The organism is Agrobacterium sp. CFBP 3001 (genome assembly GCF_027871605.1).
GTDB lineage: Bacteria > Pseudomonadota > Alphaproteobacteria > Rhizobiales > Rhizobiaceae > Agrobacterium > Agrobacterium leguminum.
Window position 1 is genome coordinate 200,152 of the sequence record NZ_JAQAHD010000001.1, and the last position, 25,340, is coordinate 225,491.

Sequence of the window (25,340 nt, forward strand, 5' to 3'; positions counted from 1 at the left end):
CATGTACAAGACAAAACCCCTCGATCATCTGGTGCTGATCATCGGCGCGCTGTTCCTGATATTGCCGGTCATCGTGGCCTTCATGACCTCCACCCATACCGCTGCGGAAATCCACCGCAGCGGTCTGACGATGGTTCCCGGCGACAATTTCATCGAGACTTATGAAAAGGTCCTGACCCAGAAGGGCGGCTTCACCGGGCAGATAACGGGTCTCAACATGGTGCTGAATTCGTTGATCCTCGGCATCGGTTTTGCCGTCGGCAAGATCGTCCTGTCGATGACGGCGGCCTATGCGATCGTTTATTTCCGGTTCCGGTTCGCAACGCTCGCCTTCTGGATCATTTTCACCACGCTGCTTCTGCCGCTCGAAGTGCGCATCATGCCCTCCTACGAGGTGATGAGCAAACTTGGCCTTCTGAACTCCTACACCGGCCTCATCGTGCCGCTTCTCGCTTCGGCGACAGGCACCTTCTATTTCCGGCAGTTCTTCAAATCCGTGCCGGAGGAGTTGCTGGAGGCTGCCCGCATTGACGGCGCAGGGCCGGTGAAATTCTTCATCGACGTTCTCATCCCGCTGTCCCGCACCATGATGGCGGCGATCTTCATCATCATGTTCGTTTACGGCTGGAACCAGTATCTCTGGCCCATGCTGATGACGACGGATGAGGGCTTCTTCACCCTGATGCGCGGCATCAAGTCGATCCTGCAGGTCTGGGTCGGTTCGCAAATTCCCGATTACAACGAAGCTTTCGCGCTCGCCGTGCTGGCCATGCTGCCGCCGGTGCTGATCGTCGTCATTTTCCAGCGCTGGTTCATCAAGGGCCTGACCGAAAGCGATAAATAAGGAGACCGAAATGGCCGCGATAGAAATCAGTCAGGTCTGCAAGGATTATCACGGCGGCGTGCGCGCCGTGCATCACGTCGATATCGACATCAGGGACGGCGAGTTCATCGTTCTCGTTGGCCCTTCCGGCTGCGGCAAATCCACGCTTCTGCGCATGGTCGCAGGGCTTGAGGATATTTCCGAAGGCACTGTGAAGATCGGTGACCGGGTGGTCAATCAGGCCGATCCGGCCGACCGTGATATCGCCATGGTGTTTCAGAACTACGCGCTTTACCCGCATATGTCGGTGCGCCAGAACCTGGAATACGGGTTGAAGAACCGCAAGACGCCGAAGACGGAGATCGATGCGCGTGTGGCCGAAGCCGCGCGTATGCTGCAACTTGAGCCCTATCTGGACCGCAAGCCGCGCGCCCTTTCCGGCGGCCAGCGGCAGCGTGTCGCCATGGGTCGCGCCATCGTGCGCAAACCGGCGGCCTTCCTGTTCGACGAGCCCCTGTCCAATCTCGACGCCAAGCTGCGCGTTTCCATGCGCGGCGAGATCAAGCGCCTGCAAAAGCGTCTCGGCACCACATCGATCTACGTCACCCACGATCAGCTGGAAGCCATGACGCTCGCCGATCGTCTCGTGGTGCTGAATGGCGGCCGTATCGAACAGATCGGCGCACCGCTCGATGTCTATCACACCCCTGCCTCGACCTTCGTAGCGAGTTTCATCGGCTCTCCCGCCATGAACCTGCTGAACGCCGAGTTGCATGGCGATAGCCTCGCCATCGGTCCGTCGCTCTTTGCGCTCAACGGTTTCGCGCCTGCCTCCGGCCCCGTGACGGTGGGCATGCGGGCGGAAGATTTCCGCCTCGCAGCGGCAGGTGAGCAGAGCTTCCCGCTTCGGGTCGATTACATCGAGGAACTGGGTTCGCAGCGACTTATCCACGGCATGATCGGTGACCAGAGCCTGACAGTTGCTTTCCCGCCGGATGTCGAGGTTCCGTCTGCGCTCTCCGTCACGATCGCGCCGGAGAAACTGCATTTCTTCTCCAGCGAAACCGGCAAGCGCATCGTCGGCAAAGCGGAGCAGCTGGCGGCGCAGCCCGCGCAAATGGCGACAGCCTGAGTGCTTCGCAGAAATCGGCGCGATGACTAAAATTGCGCCGATTGTCAAAACCGCTTCGTTACGATCCTGATGATAGAAGACCTCCAATATTTCACGGGGGTTTTCTAATATGTCCTTCAAAATGATGTTCGCCGCCGCAGCAACCATGGCGGTCCGCACGGTGCCGATATTGCCGGCCTATTTGCGCCGCTCAAAAGACGAGGCTGTCGTCAGCGCATCCTGCACCGATCTGCGGCTTCAGCCGGCCCCCATCAATCCGGAATGGGTCATTTCCGGCAACCCCCAGGCGCGCGCGGCGGATCATTCCAGAAGCGGCGACCGTGCGTCCAGCACCGCCATGTGGGATTGCACGGCGGGTGAGTTCCGCTGGTTCTTCGGCTGGGATGAAACCGTCTATATTCTCGAAGGCGAAGTGCATGTGACCGCGGAAGACGGTTCCATCAGCATCCTGCGGGTCGGCGATGTCGCTTATTTCCCTGCGGGAACATGGGCCACCTGGCGGGTGGATGATTATGTCCGCAAGGTCGCTTTCATGCGCCGTCCGTTCCCCAAGGCGCTGGCTTTTGCCTATCGCGTCAAGAACAAGCTGTTTGCCGGCCGTTCCTATAAGCTGGCGGCCTGAACCCATAGAACATTCCAGTCGGCGGGGACCTGCATGGCTTCGCCGACGGAATTGTGAAGGTTCAATAAAACTCACACAAACCACCGCTTGCAGCAGTTGCCTTTGAATGGTCGCTGCCCTACACCTTCAGGGTTTTCTGAAGCATTTCCGGGTTTATACCGGTCCTGCAGGGAAGCTTGAAAAGGCGAGGCAATGAGCACCGCGGGCCGACAAAGTGTCCGCATGCTGCAAGAGGAACATGCGCATGGCGAAGATCAAGAACGTCGCGATCCAGATGGATCATGTCTCCGGCATCAATATCGCCGGTGACTCCACCTTCGCCATGAGCCTTGAGGCGCAGGCGCGGGGATACCGGCTGTTCCATTATACCCCCGAGCGCCTCTCCATGCGCGATGGCAAGATTTACGCCACTGTCGAGCAGATGGAACTGCGTGACATCAAGGGTGACCATTTCTCGCTCTCCGAACCGGAGCGCGTCGATCTGTCGACCATGGATGTCATCCATCTGCGTCAGGATCCGCCATTCGACATGGCTTACATCACCTCGACCCATCTGCTGGAGCGCATTCATCCGAAAACGCTGGTGGTCAACGATCCCGTCTGGGTGCGCAACTCGCCTGAAAAGATTTTCGTCACCGAATTCGCCGATCTGATGCCGAAGACGCTGATCACCAAGGATGTGGCCGAAATCGCCCGCTTTCGTAATGAAATGGGCGATATCATCCTCAAGCCGCTTTACGGCAATGGTGGCGCCGGCGTCTTCCATTCCGCGCGCGACGACCGCAATTTCTCTTCTCTGCTGGAGATGTTCGGCCAGATGTTCCGCGAACCTTATATCGCCCAGCAATATCTGCCTGATGTCCGCAAAGGCGACAAGCGTATCCTGCTGGTGGATGGCGAGCCGGTGGGCGCAATCAACCGTGTGCCGGCGGAAAACGACGCCCGCTCCAACATGCATGCCGGCGGCCGGCCGGAACCGACGGAACTGACGGCGCGCGAGAAGGAAATCTGCCGCCGGATCGGCCCTGCCTTGCGCGAGCGCGGTTTCCTCTTCGTCGGTATCGATGTGATTGGCGACTATATGACGGAAATCAACGTCACCTCGCCGACCGGCATTCGCGAAGTGCGGAAATTCGGCGGTGCCGATGTCGCAAGCCTGTTGTGGGATGCGATCGAGAAAAAGCGCGAAGCCCAGGATTTCTGAGGCGGGCTTGCGCCGGTCCAGCTTTGTTCCGCGAGTACAACTAGACACAACTAAAATACATCGCCAGCGAGAAATTGTTCGCTGGATGTTCTTGTTTTATTCTTTGCCCTGTGGCACGTTGCTTGCGGGTGGTCGCGATAGGGCATGAAGCTCTAACCAGCGCGGCCGGTTGCGGGGGCAGGCCATGGTGGCAAGGGTCAATACGGTTGCATTTCAGGGCATAGAGGGTGTGCCCGTCGAGGTGCAGGTCATGGTCGCGCCGGGAAAGGTGGGCATCCAGATTGTCGGCCTGCCCGATAAGGCGGTGGCCGAAAGCCGCGAGCGGGTGCAGGCCGCCCTGCATGCCTCGGGTCTGGCGCTGCCGGCAAAAAAGGTCACCGTCAATCTCGCGCCTGCCGATCTGCCCAAGGAAGGATCGCATTTCGATCTTCCCATTGCCCTTGGCCTCATGGCGGCTTTGGGCGCGATACCGGCAGAAATGCTGGCACGTTATGTGGTTCTCGGCGAACTCAATCTCGATGGCACCATCGGTATGGTTTCGGGCGCCCTGCCGGCGGCGATCGGCGCAAATGCGCTTGGCAAGGGGCTGATCTGCCCGGCTGAAAGCGGGCCGGAAGCGGCCTGGGCCGGCGCCGGTATCGATATTCTCGCCCCGCGCAGCCTGATTGCACTGGCCAATCATTTTCGCGGCACCCAGCTTCTCTCGCGCCCGACGCCCGCTATTCGCACCAACCCGGTCAATCTGCCGGATTTAGCGGATATCAAAGGACAGGAGAGCGCCCGGCGCGCGCTGGAGGTGGCAGCCGCCGGCGGCCACAACCTGCTCATGGTCGGTCCACCCGGCTCCGGCAAATCCATGCTCGCAGCCCGCCTGCCTTCCATCCTGCCGCCGCTGGAGGCGGCGGAATTGCTGGAAGTGTCGATGGTCCATTCCATCGCCGGCCAATTGTCCGGCGGCAAGCTTTCGGACCGCAGGCCGTTCCGCACCCCGCACCATTCCGCCACCATGGCGGCGCTGATCGGCGGAGGGCTTCGCGCCAAGCCGGGTGAGGCTTCGCTCGCCCATCACGGCGTTCTTTTTCTGGATGAGTTCCCGGAATTTTCGCCGCAGGTGCTGGATGCATTGCGCCAGCCGCTGGAAACGGGCGAATGCGTCATTGCACGGGCCAATCATCGCGTCAGCTATCCGGCGGAAATCCAGCTCGTTGCGGCGATGAACCCCTGCCGTTGCGGCATGGCGGGAGAGCCGGGTTTCACCTGCGCCCGAGGCCCGCGTTGTGTGACGGATTATCAGGCCCGCATTTCCGGCCCGCTGCTGGATCGTATCGATATCCGCATCGACGTTCCCGCCGTCTCCGCCGCCGATCTCATCCGCCCCGTCGCTTCAGAGCCGAGTGCGGCGGTCGCCGCCCGTGTCGCCCGGGCGCGCCTTGCGCAGCAGGAACGTTACGCGGCGGCGGGATTTGCCGCCATTCGCACCAATGCCCGCTGCACGACGACCCTGATAGAAAAATATGCCGAGCCGGATGCGTCCGGGCTGCAATTGCTGCGCGATGGGGCCGAGCGGCTGAAGTTCTCCGCGCGCGGTTATCATCGCATTCTCAAGGTTGCCCGCACCCTGGCCGATCTGGATGGTAAACAGACGGTCGGCCGTATCCATGTGGCGGAAGCCGTGTCCTATCGTATCGCTGGCGAAAGGCTGACGGCGGCGGCATAGAGCATTTCCAGTAAACGCACGAAGCGGTTTTTGGTGGGGAAGTGTGTAAAAACAAGTAATTAGAGCACATCTAACGATTCCGTTTAAACCGGATATGCTCCAGAAATTCGCCTTTTGTGCCTTCCCTGAAAAAAACTGTGCCGCCAGCGGAAGCCGGCGGCACATAAGAATATTCGCTACTCTGGCGCGCGATTCTACCGCGCTTGAAAGCTTGTCTTAAAGCCCGAGGCCTTCGAAAAGCGCTGTCGAAAGGTAGCGTTCCGCAAAGGAAGGAATGATGACGACGATGTTCTTGCCGGCATTTTCTTCCCGCGCGCCAACCTTGATGGCCGCCGCCAGCGCCGCACCCGAGGAGATGCCGACCGGCACGCCTTCCAGCCTTGCCGCCAGACGTGCGGTTTCGAAAGCCTCGTCATTGGTCACGGTGACGATCTCGTCATAAATGCCGGTATCGAGGATAGCGGGTGCAAAACCGGCGCCGATGCCCTGAATCTTGTGCGGGCCGGGGTTGCCGCCGGAAAGAACCGGGCTGTCGGCAGGTTCGACGGCAATGACCTTCACCTCGGGCTTGCGCGACTTCAGCACCTGACCCGTGCCGGTGATGGTGCCGCCGGTGCCGATGCCCGAGACGAGAATATCGACCGTGCCCTCGGTGTCGTTCCAGATTTCTTCAGCCGTCGTCTTGCGGTGAATATCGGGATTGGCGGGGTTTTCGAACTGCTGCGGAATGATGGCGTCAGGCAGGGTCTCGGCCAGTTCCTGCGCCTTGGCGATGGCGCCCTTCATGCCCTTGGGGCCTTCGGTCAACACCAGTTCGGCGCCGAGCAGGGCCAGCATTTTCCGGCGTTCAACGGACATGGTTTCAGGCATGGTCAGGATCAGCTTGTAGCCCTTCGCAGCGGCGGCGAAGGCAAGCGCGATGCCCGTGTTGCCGGATGTCGGCTCCACCAGCGTGGTTTTGCCGGGGGTGATCTTGCCCTGCGCTTCCAGAGCTTCGATCATGGCGACGCCGATGCGGTCCTTCACGGAAGCGATGGGATTGAAAAATTCGAGTTTGGCGAGAAGGTTGGCCTTCACGCCCTTCTCCTTCGCCAGCTTGTCGAGCCGCACGATCGGTGTGTCGCCGATTGTTTCCGTAATCGAGGAATAGACGCGTCCGCGTCCGGGCTTTCTGGCTTCGGGCATGATGCTCTCCTGTGTAAAGACCGCAAGATTTGAGCGGCAGAATAGGAGCAATAGCTTTCGCAAGCTAGCGAACGTTCGTCCTAATATCCCTAAATTGCAGGAATAATTTCACGATAAATCGCATAAATGCACGAATTTGTTTTACGTGCTGCGGATCGCGATCATGGTCGCGGTTCCGGCCAGAATACCCGCCGCCGTGCGGTTGAGGATCGTCAAGGCGCTCGGCCTTTTCAGGAGGTTACGCGCCTTGGCCGCAAGCAGGATGTAAGGCAGGAGAACCGCCATCAGCACGATGAAGGTGATGGCGAGAAGGGTCGCATATTCCGAAGGGCCGATCATGCGGATATCGATCAGCGTCGGCACCAGCGCCACATAAAACAGCATGGTTTTTGGGTTGCCGAGTGTGATCAGCAGGCCGGACAGGAAGGACATGGACATGCTGGTGCTCTTCTTCGCCTTCAGGTCCTGCGGAAAGAGACCGGCGGTCCAAAGCTTCCAGGCGATATAAAGGAGATAGGCCGCGCCCGCGAATTTCAGCACCATGAAGGCTTCCTGAAAGGTCTGCGCGACGAAGGCCAGGCCCAGGATCACAGCGGTCAGGTAAATCATGTCGCCCAGCACCAGCCCGAGACCCATGAAGAAGGTTTCGCGAAAGCCCGAACCCAGCGCCCGCGCCACGATCGCCGTCATGCCGGGGCCGGGAATGGCAGCGGCGATGAAGAGGGCGGTGGCATAGGCGAAAAGGGTCGTCAGCGTCATGATCGTGTTTCCCGAAAAATCCGCCAAATCCATAGCGAAATTGCCGGGTAAAGACAATCATTCCGCGCTTCTGTCCCAGTGGTGTCGCTAAACCCCGGTGGAGCCGAAACCGCCGGCGCCCCGCGCCGTCTCGGAAGTTTCCGTCACCTCGCTCACAACAACCTGGGTTACCGGCGCGATCACCATCTGCGCAATGCGCATACCGCGCTCGATGATAAAAATCTCCTGGCCAAGATTGGCGAGGATGACTTTCACCTCGCCGCGATAATCGCTATCCACCGTGCCGGGAGAGTTGAGGCAGGTGATGCCGTTCTTGATGGCGAGGCCGGAGCGGGGGCGGATTTGCGCCTCGTATCCCTGCGGAACTTCGAAGATGAAACCGGTTGGGACCAGCGCGCGTTCGCCCGGTTGCAGGGTCAGCGGTTCACCGGCAGGTACGGCCGCGCGCAGGTCCATGCCGGCAGCGCCACGGGTCTCATAGGACGGCAATTCGAGGTCAGCGCCATTGGCGAGGCGGACGAGCCGGAGAGGGGGGCGATTGTCGTTTTGAAGGGTCATCCGGCATTAGTTTGCCGAGATCGCGGCAAGGTCAATTGCAAATGCGGGCCTGAAACGCTAGATAGCCCGCAATTCCACAGGATTTGTCAGATGGCCGAAACACTTGCCGAGGCGGTCTCCCGCCGCCGCACCTTTGCTATTATCGCGCACCCGGACGCGGGTAAGACCACGCTCACTGAAAAACTGCTGCTGTTCGGCGGAGCGATCCAGCTTGCCGGTGAGGTGAAGGCGAAGAAGGATCGCATCCAGACCCGTTCGGACTGGATGAAGATCGAGCGTGAGCGCGGCATTTCGGTCGTCACCTCGGTCATGACCTTTGAATATAATGACCGTGTCTTCAACATTCTCGATACGCCCGGCCACGAGGACTTCGCCGACGACACCTACCGCACGCTGACGGCGGTGGATGCGGCGATCATGGTCATCGACGCCGCCAAGGGTATCGAGCCGCGCACGCTGAAGCTGTTCGAAGTCTGCCGCATGCGCGATATTCCGATCATCACCTTCATCAACAAGATGGACCGCGAAAGCCGCGACCCCTTCGAGATTCTGGATGAGGTGGAAGAGAAGCTCGCACTCGATACGGCGCCCATCACCTGGCCGGTCGGTCGGGCAAAGACCTTCTGCGGCGCCTATAATCTCGCCGACAGCACCTTCCGTGGCGTGGATACGCAGGTGGAAGCCATGCCGGTCAACGGTCCGCAGGCGGTTGCCGATCGTCTGCCGGAAAATGAGCGCCATCTTTTCGTCGAGGAAACGGAGCTTGCGCTGGAAGCCTGCCGTCCTTTCGATCGTCAGGCATTTCTCGAAGGTCATATGACGCCGGTGTTCTTCGGTTCGGCGCTGCGCAATTTCGGTGTACGTGATCTCATCAATGCGCTTGGCGATTTCGCACCGCCGCCGCGCGATCAGGTGGCGGACACCCGCACCGTCCATGCAGCTGAAGAGAAAATGACGGCCTTTGTCTTCAAGATTCAGGCCAATATGGACCCGAACCATCGCGACCGCATCGCTTTTGCCCGCATCTGCTCCGGCAAGCTGGAGCGCGGCATGAAGGCGCGGCTTGCCCGCACCGGCAAACAGATGGGCCTCACTGCGCCGCAGTTCTTCTTCGCCTCGCAGCGCCAGCTTGCCGATACGGCCTTTGCGGGTGACGTGGTCGGCATCCCGAACCATGGTACGCTGCGCATCGGCGATACGCTGACCGAGGGTGAAAACCTCGTCTTCCAGGGCGTGCCTAACTTTTCGCCGGAAATTCTCCGCCGCGTGCGTCTTGAGGACGCCATGAAGGCGAAGAAGCTGAAGGAAGCCCTGCAGCAGATGGCGGAAGAAGGCGTCGTGCAGCTCTTTTCGCCGGAAGACGGCTCGCCGGCCATCGTCGGTGTTGTCGGTGCGCTGCAGCTCGACGTGTTGAAGGAGCGTCTGATGGGCGAATATGGCCTGCCGGTCTCCTTCGAAATGTCGCGCTTTTCCGTCTGCCGCTGGATTTCTTCCGATCAGCCGGCGGAAATGGACAAGTTCCTCAACGTCAAGCGCGGCGATATCGCCCGCGATCTGGATGGCGATCCGGTGTTTCTGGCGCAGGACGCCTTCTCGCTCCGCTATGAGTCCGAGCGTTTTCCGGCGATCAAGATGGTCGCGATCAAGGAATATCACGTCGCCAAGGCGGCGTGACAAAGGCGTGATTGCACTTTGTATGCCAAGGGCTTAGTTTCCCCTGAAACGGGAAACTGGTCCGGCATCATGACGCTTTCAGGCAAACATATTCTCCTCATCATCTCCGGTGGCATCGCAGCCTATAAAAGCCTCGATCTCATCCGCCGTCTGAAAGAGCGCGGCGCGAAGGTGACGCCGGTGATGACGAAGGGCGCCCAGGAATTCGTCACGCCGCTTGCCGTCGGTGCACTTTCCGCCACCCATGTCTTCACCGAGCTCTTTTCCCGGCAGGATGAACAGGATGTCGGCCATATCAGGCTGGCGCGTGACTGCGACCTCGTGCTTGTGGCACCCGCCACCGCCGATCTGATGGCGAAGATGGCGCATGGTCTTGCAGACGATCTTGCCTCCACCATTCTTCTCGCGACGGATCGCAAGGTGCTGGTGGCACCGGCGATGAACCCAAAAATGTGGGCGGCGAAGCCCACGCTGCGTAATGTCGAAACGCTGAAAGAAGATGGCGTGTTTTTCATCGGCCCGATGGCCGGTGAGATGGCAGAGAAAGGCGAGGCTGGTTTTGGCCGCATGGCCGAGCCATTGCAGATCGTCGAAGCCGTCGCCGCACTGCTGGATGAGGGGCCAAAGCCCCTGAAGGGCAGAACGGCGATCGTCACCTCCGGCCCCACGCATGAACCGATTGACCCGGTGCGCTACATCGCCAACCGCTCCTCCGGCAAGCAGGGCCATGCCATTGCGGCGGCTCTGGCGGAACTGGGGGCAGAGGTTACGCTGGTTTCCGGCCCGGTCACCATCGCCGATCCTGCCGGGGTCACGACGATCCATGTCGAGCGCGCCGAGGAGATGCGCGATGCGGTGATATCGAGACTGCCGGCGGATATCGCCGTCATGGTCGCTGCCGTCGCCGACTGGCGGGTGACGGGCTCGTCGGAGCAGAAGATCAAGAAGCAGCCGGGCGATGCGCCGCCGGCGCTGCAACTGACGGAAAATCCCGATATTCTCAAAACCGTCGGCCATCATGAAAAGCGCCCGAGGATTGTGGTGGGCTTCGCCGCCGAAACGCAGGATGTCGAAAAGAACGGCCGGGCGAAGCTGGAGCGCAAAGGGGCGGATTATATCGTCGCGAATGATGTTTCGGCGGAAACCGGCATCATGGGCGGGGATCGCAACAGCGTGAAGATCATTTCCGCGGATGGCATCGATGTTTGGCCGGATCTCGATAAGGCCGACGTTGCAAAACGTCTGGCGGCCCTGATCGCGGAGAAACTCGCATGAGCCTGTTCGATCGCAAGACTTTCGACAGGGTGCTCGGCAAATGGCCTGGCGTGCGTTTCGTCGACCAATGGGATTCCCATGTCGCCAAGGTGGGCGACAAGGTCTTTGCCGTGCTTGGCGAGCGGGAGGACTGGCGGCTGGTCGTGAAATGCTCGGAAGAGAGCTTCGAAATATTGACCTCGCTGGAAGGCATAGGGCAGGCGCCTTATTTCGCCAAACGCAAATGGATATCGATTGGCGATCATTCCCCGCTCGAACAGGAAGAACTGGAGCATTATGTGCGCCGCTCCTATGAGCTTGTCGCGGCTGGTCTGACCAAAAAACTGCGGGGCGAACTGGGTATCGTGATCGAGACTGCGCGTGCCCTGTAGTTTTTCGGTTCAGTCGAGCTTGGTGTCCTTGCCGATGATCTGGCGGACGCCTTCCTTGGTGAAGGGCTGCAGGAGCTGCGGCAGGAATCCTTTCGCAATCTTGCCCTTGATGCCGATATCGGTGGAAGAAGGCCTGTCGGGATTATGGTAGGAGCCGAAGATCAGATCGAAGAAGACGAGATTCTCGCCGTAATTGGTGTTCCCTTCCGGAAGCTGTTTTGAATGGTGCCAGCGGTGCAGGCGCGGGGTGCTGAACACGTAATCGAGCGGCCCCGTTTTCATATCGACGTTGCAATGGGTCAAAATACCGATGAATGCGGTAACGGCGCCCAGCCACCAGAAAACCTGTAGCGGCGCACCCATGAAATAGAGCGGAATCTGGCTGAGCGCGATCTTGAACAGGGAATCGGCCACATGGAACCGTCCCGTATTGACGACCCAGAGCCGCACGACGCTGTGATGCAGCGCATGGAAACGCCAGAAGAATACGGTTTCATGCGCAATACGGTGGGACCAGTAGAGGCCGAATTCGGCAATTGTCACCGCAAGGGCGACCTGAACGATCATCGGCAGATGAGACGGCCACAGGTCGAACCGTATGGCGGCGAGCGGCTGCAGCACATTGGCGGTCACCATCGGGAAGATTGCCGCTGCGGCGGCTGCGAGCTGGACGAGCCCTTTCGTCAAAAGCGTGTGGCCGATGCTGTTCACGGTCTCGCCATCACCCTCAAGCCATTGGATTTCGTAGGGAATATAACGTTCGAGAAGAAACAGGCTTAAAACCGCGCCCGCGTAGACGGTCAAAAAGGCCGCGATGGGATGGCTGCTCGTGAAAGCGAAATAGGACCCCACGAGGCCGCCGACGAACACCAGCGGCCACGACGAATAGGAAAGGGCCTCTTTCAATACTTGCGCTTTTGCCATCAAAATCAAATCCCGTCCGGCATCGTCCGTCTATACCGCCGGCGCAATTCCGCGCAGGCATCAAAGCAGCCCTTACCCCGCATCGATCACCTGTCTCGATTGGAGATCAGGCCCTTATCGCTCCAATGCATTACACAAACATGGCACTCACCGGTGCCGAGATGCTCAGCTTATCCTGATGGCGATGTAAAGAAGCGTCAGCGCTATGACCCAGAGTGCCGCCCGTCCCCATTTGGTGTGGCGCGCTTCCGCCTTGCCGATGGCTTCCGCCGTCTGCGCGTCGAAACGCAGGCCGTTCTCGCTCATGTACATCAACTCGGAATGCAGCTTTTCGGTCTTGGCGGCGATCTCCGGCGCTGCCTCGGCGAGCTTCAGGGCCGCCTTCACGCCGTCCTTCAGATCGGTGACGATGCGTTTCGGGCCGAGATTGTCCCTGATCCAGCCACCGACGACGGGGTCTGCCGCCTTCCACATGTTGAAGCGTGGATTGAGCATGCGCGACACGCCTTCCACCACCACCATGGTCTTTTGCAGCATCACCAGTTCCGGCCGCGTTTCCATGTCGAAAAGCTCGGTCACTTCGAACAGCAGCGTCAAAAGCTTGCCCATGGAGATCGTTTCGGCCGGCTGGCCGTGGATCGGCTCGCCAATGGCGCGGATCGCCTGGGCGAAGCTTGCTATATCGTGATGGCCCGGCACGTAACCGGCTTCGAAATGCACTTCCGCCACCCGCATGTAATCGCGGGTAATGAAGCCGTAGAGGATCTCGGCAAGGAAGCGGCGTTCCTTTTTGCCGAGACGTCCGGCAATGCCCATGTCGACGGCGACGATCTCGCCCTCAGCATCGACGAAGAGATTGCCGGGATGCATGTCTGCATGGAAGAAGCCATCGCGCAGCGTGTGCCGCAGGAAGGACTGGATCAGCGTGTCGGCAAGTTTGTTCAGGTCGTGGCCGGCGGCCTTCAACCCTTCGATATCCGACATCTTGACGCCGTCGATCCACTCCATGGTGACGACATCGCGTCCGGTGCGTTCCCAGTCGACCTCGGGAACTCGGAATCCGGGATCGTCCCTGGTGTTTTCCGCAAGTTCGGAAAGGGCGGCGGCCTCGAGCCGCAGATCCATCTCGATCTTGGTGGTCTGCTCCAGCGTGCGCGTCACCTCGACGGGGCGCAGGCGACGCGCGGAGCGGACGAAACGCTGCTGTAGATCGGCGATCAGATACATCGCCTCGAGATCGTTCTGGAAACGCTGGCGCACGCCGGGGCGGATGACCTTGACGGCCACCTTGCGCGGCCCCTTCGGTGTATCCACCATTGCCGGATGAACCTGGGCAATGGAGGCGGCGGCGATAGGATCGCCGAACTCCCTGTAGAGATCGGACACCGAACGGCCGAGCGAGCCTTCGATATTCGCTTTCGCCGCAGCCGCCGGGAAAAAAGCCATGCGGTCCTGAAGGCTCGCGAGATCGTCGGCGAAGTCGGCGCCCACCACATCCGGCCGGGTGGCGAGAAACTGGCCCATCTTCACGTAGGAAGGACCAAGCCGTTCGACAGCCACCGCCAGACGGTCGCTGCGCTGCGCCCTTTTCGCCTTGCTGCGGGCGAACGGCTTCAGCAGCGCTTTCAACAATTGGGCGGGAGCAGGCAGGTCATCGGAAGGCAGGGCCAGCACGACGCCTTCGCGCACGAGAACCCAGCCAACCCTTGCGAGGCGGAAATATGCGCCCAAAGTACTCATGCTTATGCTTGTCTCCTGCGTCTGCCGGCCATGGTCTTAAAGCTTCCAGCCGGAATGCAGGGCGGCGATGCCGCCGGTGTAATTGGTATAGGTGACACGGGAGAAGCCGGCGGTGCGGATCATCGTCGCGAAATCCTCCTGATTGGGGAATTTGCGGATCGATTCGACCAGATATTGATAGGGCTCGGCGTCACCCGTGATCATCTTGCCGAATTGCGGGATGGCGTTGAACGACCAGGCGTCGTAAACGCGGTCAAGCAACGGCATTTCGACCTCGGAAAACTCCAGCACCAGCAGCCGCCCGCCGCGCTTCAGCACGCGATGGGCCTCCTTCAGCGCGACGTCGATGCGCGGTACGTTGCGAATGCCGAAGGCGATCGTATAGGCGTCGAAACTGTTTGCTTCGAAAGGCAGTTCCTCGGCATTGGCTTCCACGAAGGTCAGATTGTCGGAAAGCTTCTTTTTTGCCGCGCGTTCTTCGCCGACGGCCAGCATCGAGCCGTTGATATCGAGAACAGTGGCATGCGCCAGACGGTTGGAGGCTTCGATGATGCGGAAGGCGATATCGCCGGTGCCGCCCGCAACGTCCAGAACCTTGTAGGACGCATCCTTGCGCGGCGAAAGCGAAGAGACCATGGCGTCTTTCCACAGCCGGTGCAGGCCGGCCGACATCACATCGTTCATGATGTCGTAGCGTTTGGCCACCTTGTGGAAGACTTCGTTGACCAACCCCTGCTTTTTGCCTTCGTCCACCTTGTGGAAGCCATAGGACGTTTCCATGCCGCCTTGGGCAGTGGTACGGGCGTCGGTCATCGTCTGTCTCCATATTTATTGCGTGGCGGACCATAGCGGAAACGCCATGGCAACGCTATCTGTTGCCGCATCGCCTGGGCGCGACATTTCGCGTGCATTGTATAGACCACATGGTCCTAACGATAAACTGTCGGATAAGCCAGATGCCAGAATTGCCAGAAGTCGAAACCGTCAGACGTGGCCTTGCGCCCGCCATGGAAGGCGCAAGGGTCCGCAGGCTCCATCTCGGCCGCCCCGATTTGCGCTTTCCATTCCCGCAGGATTTCGCAGCGCTTATCGAAGGCAAGACGATCCTGTCGCTCGGGCGCAGGGCGAAATATCTTCTGATCGAACTGGAGGATGGGCTGACCATCGTTTCCCACCTCGGCATGTCCGGCTCGTTCCGCATCGAGGCGGAGGCGGGTGAGGCCGGCGATGCTCCAGGCGTGTTTCACCATGCCCGGTCCAAAGACGGCAAGCATGACCATGTCGTCTTTCATCTGGATAAAGGGGAAGAGCGCGTCTGCGTCATCTATAATGATCCGCGCCGCTTCGGCTTCATGCATCTGGTGGAGCGCAACAAGCTCGACCTTTACCCCGCTTTTGCCGAGCTCGGCCCGGAGCCGACAGGCAATGCGCTGAGCGCGGATTATCTGGCGAGCCGGTTTGAAGGCAAAAGCCAGCCCCTGAAAAGCACATTGCTCGACCAGAAGGTCATTGCCGGTCTCGGCAATATCTATGTCTGCGAGGCGCTGTGGCGCGCGCATCTTTCGCCTTTGCGGGCGGCGGGGACGCTGGTGACGAAAGGTGGCAAGCCCAAAGCGCAGCTCGTCGATCTGACGGAGAAAATCCGCGACGTGATCGCGGATGCGATCGCCGCTGGCGGCTCCTCATTGCGAGACCATATACAGACGGACGGAACGCTCGGTTATTTCCAGCATTCCTTTTCGGTCTACGATCAGGAAGGCCAGCCTTGCCGGACGCCCGGCTGCCGGGGTACGGTTGAAAGGGTGGTGCAGGCCGGTCGTTCGACCTTTTATTGCGCCGCCTGCCAGAAGTAACGGAGCCGGAGTGCCGGAAGGGGAGATTGCCGTGGACTATGAAACGATACTGGTCGAGAAACGCGATGAGGTGGGTGTCATCACCCTCAACCGCCCCAAGGCGCTCAACGCTCTCAATTCGGTGCTTCTGAAAGAGCTGCGGCACATTCTGTCTTCGTTTTCCGCCGATGATTCCATCGGTGCGATCATTATAACCGGTTCGGAAAAGGCATTTGCGGCAGGCGCCGATATCAAGGAAATGCAGGGGCTGGATTTCGTCGATGCCTATGTCGGCGATTTTCTCGGCGGCTGGGACGAGGTTGCGGCCACCCGCAAGCCGGTCATCGCCGCCGTATCCGGCTTTGCGCTTGGCGGCGGCTGCGAACTGGCGATGATGTGCGATTTCATCATCGCTTCGGACACGGCAAAATTCGGCCAGCCGGAGATCACCCTCGGCGTCATCCCTGGCATGGGCGGCTCGCAGCGGCTGACACGGGCGGTCGGCAAGGCGAAGGCCATGGACCTGGTTCTGACCGGGCGCATGATGGATGCGGCGGAAGCTGAGCGCGCCGGTCTCGTGTCGCGTGTCGTGCCGGCTGCAAATCTCATGGACGAGGCGGTGGAGGCGGCAACCCGCATCGCTTCCCTGTCGCGTGCTTCCGTTCTCATGGCCAAGGAAAGCGTCAATCGCTCCTTCGAGGTGCCGCTTACGGAAGGACTGAGATATGAAAGACGATCCTTCCAGTCGCTCTTTGCGACAGCGGATCAGAAGGAGGGCATGGCCGCCTTCGTGGAAAAGCGCAAACCCGCTTTCCGGAATCGCTAAGGATTCGGAATATCGGCGCTTTTAAGCGTTTTGCGCGTTGACGGGCGTAAGCTTTAGCGGTATATGCCCGCCCACGGTTAAGGAAAGCCATCCGGCTTGTCCGAAATTACTCCCGCATTCTTGGGTTACGTGAGGTCTTCGAACGACCCGATCCTATGGTTGCGGAATTTGGTTTGAATTCGAAGAGAGGCATACATGGCCAATACAACTTCGGCGAAAAAGGCGACCCGCAAGATCGCTCGCCGTACCGCAGTCAACAAGGCTCGCCGTTCGCGCGTTCGCGGCTTCATCCGCAAGGTCGAGGAAGCCATCGCTTCCGGTGATCTCGCAGTCGCTACCGAAGCTCTGAAGGCAGCTCAGCCCGAGATCCAGCGCGCCGCCACCCGGGGCGTGCTGCACGGCAACACCGCATCCCGCAAGGTGTCGCGTCTCGCACAGCGCGTTAAGGCTCTTTCCGCCTAATCCGGCTAATCACAAATAATTATTCAAAAAGCCTGGTCTTTTGACCGGGCTTTTTGTGATTCTAACTGCCCGTTAACCATTGCTGCCGTAACGTGACAAACGCATGTCAGATGGACGACAGGAAATTTGCAATAAAAACAACAGCTTGCTGGAGGTCTCTGGAAAACTCGGGGGCTTTCTCTACGGAAGTCGCGGCCAGTTTTGAGTCAAGAAGATTTTTATTTTTTTGCCAAAATCAGCTCTCAAAAATTGCCAAAATTGAATCTCATTGATTCATAAGCGATTCTGCTTCGCACCTCGTCGGTGATGCAAAACGGCCTTTGCGAGTCAATGGCCGATCTGAGTTTTTGCAGAAAAAACGCCATTGATCTCTCCCCACGATCCTGCCTAAATGCATTTCAACAAGGGGTGCGGATCTCAGTCCACAGATTATCTCGATGATCGTATCGACGATATTCACCTTCTTGCTGGCGGGTCTTTCGGGGTCCGTTTTTTCAGGTCATGGAGCTTTTTGTGCCGTTTCGGTCTCCGGAACGGGCGGGAGCTTTTGTCCTCAAGAATGCGCCTTAAGGTTGTAACGAAAGGAGCGTTTTAGCGTGTCGCAGGCCTCTCCATGAGGGGGAGGGAAATGGGATAACCGGCTCGCAAACGAGTAGTCGCCTTTGACGTTCTTTCGAGGGGAACGCTGGAGGCAAAAATATACGAGGGGGATCTCTGGCGATCGATCTTTGATCGTCAGGCTATGATTGGCAATTTGAAAGGCGGCAATATGCAATTGAATTTGGCGATGGGTGCGGTGGCTGATGGGGACCGCGCACCGAAGACGCGTGATGCAGCTTGCTCAGATGCGGCAGGGGACAAATCGGCAATGACGCACGATGCGCTGTTTGAACGTTTTAGCGCGCGGCTCAAGGCACAGGTTGGTCCGGAGGTCTATGCAAGCTGGTTTGCACGGCTCAAACTCCATTCCGTTTCGAAAAGCGTCGTCCGTTTTACCGTTCCGACGACCTTTTTGAAGTCCTGGATCAACAACCGTTACATGGATCTGATCACGAACCTCGTCCAGAGCGAGGATCCGGATGTGCTGAAGGTGGAGATTCTGGTCCGCTCGGCCAGCCGCCCGGTCCGTCCGGCACAGACCGAGGAAAGGGCGCAGCCCGTTCCGGAAGTCGGCGCGGTTCAGCGTAACAAGTCCTTCATTCCGTCGCAGCCCGCGACGCCTGTCGCACAGCCTGCGGCTTCGCAGGCGACCTTGCGTCAGGGCGGTTCCGGGCCGTTATTCGGTTCGCCGCTCGACACCCGTTTCACCTTCGATACCTTTGTCGAAGGCTCGTCCAACCGTGTCGCCCTTGCGGCGGCAAAGACGATCGCCGAAGCCGGTGCCGGCGCCGTGCGCTTCAACCCGCTGTTCATCCATGCGGGTGTCGGCCTCGGCAAGACACATCTTCTGCAGGCAATCGCCAATGCCGCCATCGACAGCCCGCGCAATCCGCGCGTGGTCTATCTGACGGCCGAATATTTCATGTGGCGTTTCGCCACTGCGATCCGCGACAATGACGCGCTGACGCTGAAGGACACACTGCGCAACATCGACCTGCTCGTCATCGACGACATGCAGTTCCTGCAGGGCAAGATGATCCAGCACGAATTCTGCCATCTGCTGAACATGCTGCTCGACAGCGCCAAGCAGGTCGTGGTCGCGGCTGACCGTGCGCCGTGGGAGCTGGAATCGCTCGATCCGCGTGTCCGTTCCCGTCTTCAGGGCGGCATGGCCATCGAGATCGAAGGTCCCGACTACGACATGCGCTATGAAATGCTCAACCGCCGCCTCGGCTCGGCACGTCAGGACGATCCGTCCTTCGAGATTTCGGATGAAATCCTGACCCATGTGGCCAAGAGCGTGACGGCAAGCGGACGCGAACTGGAAGGCGCCTTCAACCAGCTGATGTTCCGTCGCTCCTTCGAGCCGAACCTCTCGGTTGATCGTGTCGATGAGCTGCTGTCGCATCTCGTCGGGACGGGTGAGGCCAAGCGTGTACGCATCGAGGATATTCAGCGCATCGTCGCCAAGCACTATAATGTGTCGCGACAGGAGCTGGTGTCCAACCGCCGCACCCGCGTCATCGTCAAGCCGCGCCAGATCGCCATGTATCTGGCAAAGATGCTGACGCCGCGGTCTTTCCCCGAGATCGGTCGCCGTTTCGGCGGTCGCGATCACACCACGGTTCTGCATGCCGTGCGCAAGATCGAGGAACTGATTTCCGGCGACACCAAGCTCGGCCATGAGGTTGAGCTGTTGAAACGCCTGATCAACGAAAACAACGCATGAAAAAAGCGGCCTTCGGGCCGCTTTTTTATTGTCGTCTTGTCTATTGGGCTAAAGCTGGGGTGGAGGCTGGCGTCAGCAGGCGAGATCGGCCACCACCGCATCCAGAATAAGCATGCCGGACGGCGTGCAGCGCAGGCGGGAATTGCCGAGCCTCTCCACGAAACCGTGCTGGAGGAGGAATTCCTCCTTTTCCGGATCGAGATCGCGGCCGGAAAGGTCGCTCCAGCGGGCGAGATCGATACCTTCGCGCAGGCGAAGTCCCATCAGCAGCAATTCATCGGCCTGCTCATCGACGCCAAGCAGCTCCTGATCGACCATGCCGTGGCCTTCCCGCTCAACGGTTTCGAGCCAGTTTTCCGGGTGGCGCTCGGTGGCGGTTGCGAGCTTGGAAGCGCCTCTCGTCAGGCGTCCATGCGCGCCGGGGCCGATGCCGGCATAATCGCCATAACGCCAGTAGGTCAGGTTGTGGCGGCTTTCAGCACCCGGCCGGGCATGGTTGGAAACCTCATAGGCCGGCATGCCGTAACGCTCGGTGATTTCCTGCGTCGCCTCATAAAGCACAGCCGAATGTTCGCCATCCGGCACGATGAGCTTGCCGGCCTTGTGCAGCCCGTAGAAGGGCGTGCCTTCCTCGATGGTCAGCTGATAGAGCGACAGATGGTCGACAGCGTAGGAGACAGCCTCTTTCAGCTCTGCGTCCCATTCGGCCACCGTCTGGTTCGGGCGGGCATAGATGAGATCGAAGGACATGCGCGGAAAAATCTCCCGCGCCAGCCGGATGGCTTTCAAAGCATCGGAAACATCATGCAGGCGGCCGAGGAACTTCAGGTCCCGGTCGTTCAGCGCCTGTACGCCGAGCGAGACACGGTTGACGCCCGCCGCGCGGTAACCGCGAAAACGCTCCGCCTCGACGCTAGAAGGATTGGCTTCCATGGTGATCTCGATACCATCCGGCACATGCCAGAAGCGCGAGACGCCATCGAGAAGTGCGCCCACCGTCTGCGGGTCCATCAGCGACGGCGTGCCGCCGCCCATGAAGATGCTGGTCACGACGCGCGGACCGCTCAGCGTCCGCATATGTTCCATTTCACGGAGAAAGGCCGCCGTAAACCGTTCCTGATCCACCGGCCGGTGGCGGACATGGCTGTTGAAATCGCAATAGGGACATTTGGCCGCACAGAAGGGCCAATGCAGATAGATCCCGAAACCGGGATCGCCCGTATCCGGCAGAAGCGACGCGCCGGGGGCAGAAAGTTGATGCTCCCCGACCATCGGGTTCATGCCTCCAGGCAGGTTTCTACGAATTTTTTAAACGCCCGGGCACGGTGCGAAAGCGCGAAGGCGTCGCCATGTTTCCAACCGTGTTTTTCATCCGCGCTCATCTCGCCGAATGTGGTGTCGTATCCTTCCGGTTTGAAGACCGGATCGTAACCGAAACCGCTCGTTCCGCGTGGCGGCCACACCACCGTGCCTTCCACCTCGCCGCGGAAATATTCGAGATGCCCATCCGGCCAGGCGAGGCACAGCACGCTGACGAAGCGGCCGGTGCGGTCTTCCGGCTTCGATGCGCCCCGCTCGGCCAGCGCATCTTCGACCTTCTGCATCGCCATGGCGAAGTCGCGGGTGCCATCGGCCGTTTCCGCCCAATTGGCGGTATAGACACCCGGCGCACCATCCAGCGCATCGATGACCAGACCGGAATCGTCGGACAAAGCCGGAAGGCCGGATGCCTTCGCGGAGGCAAGCGCCTTGATGGCGGCATTTTCCTCGAAGGTCGTACCCGTCTCATCCGGCTCTTCGAAATTCAGCTCCGCCGCCGATTTGGCGGAAAAGCCGAAAGGCCCGATCAGATCGGCGATTTCGGCGATCTTGCCCTTGTTATGGCTGGCGACGACGATCGTTCTGGTATCGAGCTTGCGCATGGTGCTTTCCTGTCGGCTCAGGCAATCGCCTGTTTCTGAAGGGCGACCAGTTCGCTGCAACCGGCCTTGGCAAGACCGAGCAGCGTCAGGAATTCTTCCTCGGAGAAGGGCGCGCCTTCCGCCGTGCCCTGAACCTCGACGATGCCGCCGGAGCCGGTGATGACGAAATTTGCATCGGTCTCGGCGGAAGAATCCTCGAGATAATCGAGATCGATCACCGGCTGGTTGGCGAAGATGCCGCAGGAGATCGCGGCGATATGGTCCTTCAGAACCTTCTCGACCTTGATCATGTTACGGGTTTCCATCCATTTCAGGCAATCGTGGAGCGCAATCCACGCGCCGGTGATGGAGGCGGTGCGAGTGCCGCCATCGGCCTGGATCACGTCGCAGTCGATGCTGATCTGGCGCTCACCCAGCGCCTGCAGATCGACGACGGCGCGCAGCGAACGGCCGATGAGGCGCTGGATTTCCTGCGTGCGACCGCCCTGCTTGCCGGAAGCGGCTTCGCGCTTCATGCGCTCATGGGTGGAGCGCGGCAGCATGCCATATTCGGCGGTGACCCAGCCCTTGCCGCTGTTGCGCAGCCACGGCGGCGTCTTTTCTTCAAGGCTGGCGGTGACGAGCACATGCGTGTCGCCGAATTTCACGAGACAGGAACCTTCGGCATGTTTCGAGAAATTGCGCTCGAAGGAAACCTTGCGCATCTGGTCGGTTTTTCTGCCTGAAGGCCGCATATGATCCACTCTCCATGTTGGTCCCTGCCTTCTAAGGCGAGGTCCGGGCTTTTGCAAAGCCAATTTCCATTTTGCCCCGGCGTTGCAACGCATTATATTGATGCGAGCTGGTTTGAACGACAAAGAACGGACGAAATGGGTTTTTCCGCACCGCTATCAAAAGATCAGGCATCGCTGCTGGATGAACGGTCTCGGGAAATTTTCCGGCGCATCGTCGAAGGTTATCTCGATACGGGCGAGCCGCTCGGATCGCGCAGCCTGTCGCGGCTGTTGCCGATGTCGCTTTCACCCGCCTCCGTCCGCAACGTCATGAGCGATCTCGAAGAGCTTGGCCTCATCTATTCGCCGCATATCAGCGCCGGTCGCCTGCCGACCCAGACGGGGCTGCGCTTCTTTGTTGACGCCTTCATGCAGGTGGGTGACCTGCCCGCCGAGGAAAGGGCGACTATCGACCGTCAGATCGGGCCGGTCGCCGGCCACGAACAGTCGCTGGAAGGGCTTTTGACGGAGGCGAGCCGCATGCTGTCCGGCATGTCGCGCGGCGCGGGCCTCGTATTGACGGCGAAGAACGACGTCATCCTCAAGCATGTCGAATTCATAAGGCTGGAGCCCACCAAGGCGCTCGCCGTGCTGGTGGGCGACCACAATCAGGTCGAAAACCGCATCATCGAATTGCCGGCCGGCATCTCTTCGTCGCAATTGACCGAAGCGGCGAATTTCATCAATGCCCATCTATCCGGTCAGACGCTGCATGAGTTGCGCGGTCAGTTCCAGACGCAGCGGGCCGAACTGCAATCGGAACTCGGCATATTGGCGCAGGACCTCGTGGAGCGTGGTCTGGCGGTATGGGCGGGAGACAATGAGGAGGGCAAGCTCGGCCGCCTCATCGTTCGCGGCCGCTCCAACCTGCTCGAAGGTCTCGCCGGTGAGGAAGATATCGATCGGGTGCGCCTGCTGTTCGACGACCTGGAGCGCAAGGAAAATCTCATCGAAATCCTCAATCTCGCGGAAAGCGGCTCGGGGGTCAGGATTTTCATCGGCTCGGAAAACAAGCTGTTTTCGCTGTCCGGTTCGTCGCTGATCGTCGCGCCCTATCGCGATGAGGACAATCGTGTCGTGGGTGCGGTCGGCGTCATTGGCCCGACCCGGCTGAATTACGCCCGTATCGTGCCGATGGTGGACTATACGGCGCAGATCATGGCCCGCCTTTCCCGCAAGCAGAGATAGGACAGACCCGCAAGGTCAGGGAATGCGGCAAGCTTTTCGCCGCAAGACTTGATTTTTGCCCGTCAAAGCTCGATATCGGGCGCAACCAACATATTCAAATCTGGAGAACGTCATGACCGACGATACAAAAAAGCCCGGACCTGACGCGGACGTCGCGGAAGAGTTTGTCGATCTTGCTCAGGCAGGTGAAGAACAGGCCGAAACGGCAGAGCCCGATCCGGTGGAGTTACTAAAGGCTGAGAACGCCGATCTGCGCGATAAATTTCTGCGCCTTGCCGCCGAGATGGACAATCTTCGCCGCCGCACCGAGCGTGATGTCAAGGACGCCAAGGCCTATTCGCTGGCTGCCTTTGCACGCGACATGCTTGCCGTTTCGGATAATCTTCGCCGCGCGCTTGAAGCCATTCCCGATGAACTCAAGACCAATGGCGAAGCCGGTCTCAATGGTTTGATCGAAGGCGTCGAGATGACGGAACGTTCGATGCTGTCGACGCTGGAACGCCACGGCGTGAAGAAGATCGATGCCGAGGGCCAGAAGTTCGACCCGAACTTCCATCAGGCCATGTTCGAAATTCCGAATCCGGCAGTTCCGAACAATACCGTGCTGCAGGTGGTTCAGGCCGGTTTCACCATCGGCGACCGCGTCCTGCGCCCGGCGATGGTCGGCGTCGCCAAAGGCGGCCCGAAGGCGGAAGTTGCCGCATCGGCCGAGCCGGGCACCTCGTCTCTCAATGAAAAAGACGCGTAAGGCATCTATCCTTACGTCATAAAAAACGCGCCTTCAGGGCGCGTTTTTTATTGCCGTTAAACTGAGGGAGTTAGCCCGCGATCAGGCCGCTGTCGCCTGCTCCTGATTGAGGAAAGCGTAGATTGCGGTGTCGGAATCGGTGGCGCGCAGCTTGGCGACCAGTTCAGGGTCGCGCAGGGCGCGTGCAATTCTGGACAACGCCTTCAGGTGATCCGCGCCGGCGCCCTCGGGCGCGAGCAGCAGGAAAACCAGATCGACGGGCTGGTCGTCCAGCGCTTCGAAATCGACCGGTGTTTCAAGGCGTGCGAATACGCCGGTGATCTGATGGATGCTGTTGAGCTTGCCATGCGGAATGGCGATGCCGTGGCCCACACCGGTGGAGCCGAGTTTCTCACGCTGGAGGATGACGTCGAAAACTTCCCGTTCCGAGACTCCGGTAATTCTGGCTGCCTTTGCGGCCAGCTCCTGAAGCAACTGCTTTTTGGAATTCACCTTGAGGGCGGGAATAATCGCATCTTGTTGCAGCAAATCTGCCAACGCCATTCTCTTTTTCCTTCATGCCATCGAGACGATGCAGGAGGCAGCTACGCTTTCGCGCTCTGCCTCCCACGTCTTGTCAGACTGTTCAGCTCTTGATCGTTTCCGCGTCGATCCAGCCAATATTGCCGTCATGACGCCGGTAAACGATGTTGAGATATTCCTTGCCCGGGCTGCGGAACAGCAGAACCGGTTCGTCCGTCATGTCGAGCGCCATCACGGCGCTGGCGACGGACATTGTCTTAATCTGTTTCGAACTCTCCGCTACGATGGTGGGTGCGTAATCTTCGGGAACCTCGTGGTCCTCATCGGGAATAGCATCCATCACCGTATAGGCGATTTCCTGCGACACGCCATTCGCACCATTGTGGTGGTCCTTAAGCTTGCGCTTGTAGCGGCGCAGGCGCTTCTCGATCCGCTCTGCGGCGGCATCGAAGCTGGCCTGCGGATCATTTGCCTGACCCGCCGCATGCAATACAATGCCCGTATCGAGATGCAGCTTGCAGTCGGCGGCAAAACGCGATCCGGACTTCTCCACGGTCACTTGGCCTGAATACCCCCCATCGAAGTATTTGGTAACTGCCAGACCTATATTGTCCTCGATCCGCTGACGGAAAGATTCACCGATCTCCATATGTTTACCAGATACACGCACACTCATGGAAATTTTCCTTTTTGTAGTGATTTGCGAGTACCAGCTTACGTCAAGCCGCGCGCGCATCCAAGCGTTTCGAAGACC

General features: G+C 59.5%; 25 protein-coding genes. 14 read left to right on the plus strand and 11 right to left on the minus strand.

Annotation, left to right across the window (positions count from 1 at the left end; all coding sequences use genetic code 11):
* Nucleotide 1 precedes the first annotated feature (1 nt).
* From ugpE to PH605_RS01040, 5 genes are all read left to right on the plus strand, one after another.
* Nucleotides 2-844 (plus strand): sn-glycerol-3-phosphate ABC transporter permease UgpE, encoded by an 843-nt coding sequence (ugpE, locus tag PH605_RS01020; protein ID WP_003520108.1) that lies wholly within the window; start codon nucleotides 2-4, stop codon nucleotides 842-844.
* A 10-nt stretch (nucleotides 845-854) separates the two neighbouring features.
* Nucleotides 855-1,955, plus strand: coding sequence for a sn-glycerol-3-phosphate import ATP-binding protein UgpC (locus PH605_RS01025; protein WP_142844093.1), 1,101 nt, complete (start codon nucleotides 855-857; stop codon nucleotides 1,953-1,955).
* A gap of 109 nt (nucleotides 1,956-2,064) precedes the next feature.
* Nucleotides 2,065-2,577, plus strand: a complete 513-nt coding sequence (locus tag PH605_RS01030; RefSeq protein WP_142844092.1) for a cupin domain-containing protein — start codon at nucleotides 2,065-2,067, stop codon at nucleotides 2,575-2,577.
* Between the two features lie 244 nt (nucleotides 2,578-2,821).
* Complete coding sequence (gene gshB / locus PH605_RS01035; RefSeq protein ID WP_065654862.1) at nucleotides 2,822-3,781, plus strand: glutathione synthase; 960 nt, start codon at nucleotides 2,822-2,824, stop codon at nucleotides 3,779-3,781.
* A gap of 184 nt (nucleotides 3,782-3,965) precedes the next feature.
* Nucleotides 3,966-5,498 (plus strand): YifB family Mg chelatase-like AAA ATPase, encoded by a 1,533-nt coding sequence (locus PH605_RS01040; RefSeq protein WP_142844091.1) that lies wholly within the window; start codon nucleotides 3,966-3,968, stop codon nucleotides 5,496-5,498.
* Nucleotides 5,499-5,714: 216 nt separating this feature from the next.
* On the opposite strand, the gene cysK is transcribed toward PH605_RS01040, so the two are convergent.
* From cysK to dut, 3 genes are all read right to left on the minus strand, one after another.
* A complete protein-coding gene (gene cysK / locus PH605_RS01045) occupies nucleotides 5,715-6,683 on the minus strand; it encodes a cysteine synthase A (protein ID WP_003520103.1) in 969 nt (322 codons plus the stop codon).
* Between the two features lie 141 nt (nucleotides 6,684-6,824).
* Entirely contained in the window at nucleotides 6,825-7,442 is a 618-nt protein-coding gene (locus PH605_RS01050; protein ID WP_142844090.1) for a LysE family translocator, read from the minus strand.
* A gap of 87 nt (nucleotides 7,443-7,529) precedes the next feature.
* The gene (gene dut, locus PH605_RS01055) at nucleotides 7,530-8,000 is read right to left on the minus strand and encodes a dUTP diphosphatase (protein WP_080855850.1); all 471 of its coding nucleotides are present in this window, start codon (nucleotides 7,998-8,000) and stop codon (nucleotides 7,530-7,532) included.
* A 90-nt stretch (nucleotides 8,001-8,090) separates the two neighbouring features.
* Between dut and PH605_RS01060 the strand changes: the two genes are divergently transcribed.
* The 3 genes from PH605_RS01060 to PH605_RS01070 all read left to right on the plus strand — a co-directional run bounded on the left by PH605_RS01060 (nucleotide 8,091) and on the right by PH605_RS01070 (nucleotide 11,320).
* On the plus strand, nucleotides 8,091-9,674 hold the full coding sequence (locus tag PH605_RS01060; protein WP_003520100.1) for a peptide chain release factor 3: 1,584 nt from the start codon (nucleotides 8,091-8,093) through the stop codon (nucleotides 9,672-9,674).
* Nucleotides 9,675-9,743: 69 nt separating this feature from the next.
* Nucleotides 9,744-10,949, plus strand: coding sequence for a bifunctional phosphopantothenoylcysteine decarboxylase/phosphopantothenate--cysteine ligase CoaBC (gene coaBC / locus PH605_RS01065; RefSeq protein ID WP_142844089.1), 1,206 nt, complete (start codon nucleotides 9,744-9,746; stop codon nucleotides 10,947-10,949).
* Nucleotides 10,946-11,320, plus strand: a complete 375-nt coding sequence (locus PH605_RS01070) for an MmcQ/YjbR family DNA-binding protein (protein ID WP_080855852.1) — start codon at nucleotides 10,946-10,948, stop codon at nucleotides 11,318-11,320. Before coaBC ends, PH605_RS01070 begins: the two co-directional genes overlap by 4 nt.
* A 9-nt stretch (nucleotides 11,321-11,329) precedes the next feature.
* Here PH605_RS01070 and PH605_RS01075 read toward each other — a convergent pair whose 3' ends face one another.
* The 3 genes from PH605_RS01075 to ubiE form a co-directional block, all read right to left on the minus strand.
* Nucleotides 11,330-12,244 carry a sterol desaturase family protein gene (locus tag PH605_RS01075; protein WP_080855853.1) on the minus strand — a complete coding sequence of 305 codons (915 nt, stop codon included), beginning with the start codon at nucleotides 12,242-12,244 and terminating at the stop codon, nucleotides 11,330-11,332.
* Nucleotides 12,245-12,409: 165 nt separating this feature from the next.
* Entirely contained in the window at nucleotides 12,410-13,984 is a 1,575-nt protein-coding gene (gene ubiB, locus PH605_RS01080) for a 2-polyprenylphenol 6-hydroxylase (protein ID WP_080818093.1), read from the minus strand.
* 36 nt (nucleotides 13,985-14,020) lie between these two features.
* Complete coding sequence (gene ubiE / locus PH605_RS01085) at nucleotides 14,021-14,797, minus strand: bifunctional demethylmenaquinone methyltransferase/2-methoxy-6-polyprenyl-1,4-benzoquinol methylase UbiE (RefSeq protein ID WP_003520094.1); 777 nt, start codon at nucleotides 14,795-14,797, stop codon at nucleotides 14,021-14,023.
* 143 nt (nucleotides 14,798-14,940) lie between these two features.
* On the opposite strand from ubiE, the gene mutM reads away from it, so the two are divergent.
* The 4 genes from mutM to dnaA all read left to right on the plus strand — a co-directional run bounded on the left by mutM (nucleotide 14,941) and on the right by dnaA (nucleotide 19,433).
* Entirely contained in the window at nucleotides 14,941-15,837 is an 897-nt protein-coding gene (gene mutM / locus PH605_RS01090; protein ID WP_125145220.1) for a bifunctional DNA-formamidopyrimidine glycosylase/DNA-(apurinic or apyrimidinic site) lyase, read from the plus strand.
* Nucleotides 15,838-15,868: 31 nt separating this feature from the next.
* Entirely contained in the window at nucleotides 15,869-16,642 is a 774-nt protein-coding gene (locus PH605_RS01095; RefSeq protein ID WP_078051345.1) for an enoyl-CoA hydratase, read from the plus strand.
* A 195-nt stretch (nucleotides 16,643-16,837) separates the two neighbouring features.
* A complete protein-coding gene (rpsT, locus tag PH605_RS01100; RefSeq protein WP_003493474.1) occupies nucleotides 16,838-17,104 on the plus strand; it encodes a 30S ribosomal protein S20 in 267 nt (88 codons plus the stop codon).
* 868 nt (nucleotides 17,105-17,972) lie between these two features.
* Entirely contained in the window at nucleotides 17,973-19,433 is a 1,461-nt protein-coding gene (gene dnaA, locus PH605_RS01105) for a chromosomal replication initiator protein DnaA (protein WP_236780815.1), read from the plus strand.
* Between the two features lie 72 nt (nucleotides 19,434-19,505).
* On the opposite strand, the gene hemW is transcribed toward dnaA, so the two are convergent.
* The 3 genes from hemW to rph are packed head-to-tail and all read right to left on the minus strand — an operon-like array spanning nucleotide 19,506 to nucleotide 22,089.
* A complete protein-coding gene (gene hemW / locus PH605_RS01110; protein WP_142844287.1) occupies nucleotides 19,506-20,705 on the minus strand; it encodes a radical SAM family heme chaperone HemW in 1,200 nt (399 codons plus the stop codon).
* A gap of 5 nt (nucleotides 20,706-20,710) precedes the next feature.
* Nucleotides 20,711-21,355 (minus strand): RdgB/HAM1 family non-canonical purine NTP pyrophosphatase, encoded by a 645-nt coding sequence (gene rdgB, locus PH605_RS01115; protein ID WP_003520089.1) that lies wholly within the window; start codon nucleotides 21,353-21,355, stop codon nucleotides 20,711-20,713.
* A 17-nt stretch (nucleotides 21,356-21,372) separates the two neighbouring features.
* Complete coding sequence (gene rph / locus PH605_RS01120) at nucleotides 21,373-22,089, minus strand: ribonuclease PH (RefSeq protein WP_003503798.1); 717 nt, start codon at nucleotides 22,087-22,089, stop codon at nucleotides 21,373-21,375.
* Between the two features lie 135 nt (nucleotides 22,090-22,224).
* Here rph and hrcA point away from each other — a divergent pair, with 135 nt between their 5' ends.
* Entirely contained in the window at nucleotides 22,225-23,316 is a 1,092-nt protein-coding gene (gene hrcA, locus PH605_RS01125; RefSeq protein ID WP_020811203.1) for a heat-inducible transcriptional repressor HrcA, read from the plus strand.
* Nucleotides 23,317-23,428: 112 nt separating this feature from the next.
* On the plus strand, nucleotides 23,429-24,064 hold the full coding sequence (grpE, locus tag PH605_RS01130) for a nucleotide exchange factor GrpE (protein ID WP_078051343.1): 636 nt from the start codon (nucleotides 23,429-23,431) through the stop codon (nucleotides 24,062-24,064).
* Between the two features lie 81 nt (nucleotides 24,065-24,145).
* On the opposite strand, the gene ptsN is transcribed toward grpE, so the two are convergent.
* Both ptsN and hpf read right to left on the minus strand, forming a co-directional pair.
* Entirely contained in the window at nucleotides 24,146-24,607 is a 462-nt protein-coding gene (ptsN, locus tag PH605_RS01135; RefSeq protein ID WP_003503792.1) for a PTS IIA-like nitrogen regulatory protein PtsN, read from the minus strand.
* Between the two features lie 82 nt (nucleotides 24,608-24,689).
* The gene (gene hpf / locus PH605_RS01140; protein ID WP_059759321.1) at nucleotides 24,690-25,262 is read right to left on the minus strand and encodes a ribosome hibernation-promoting factor, HPF/YfiA family; all 573 of its coding nucleotides are present in this window, start codon (nucleotides 25,260-25,262) and stop codon (nucleotides 24,690-24,692) included.
* Nucleotides 25,263-25,340: the final 78 nt, after the last annotated feature.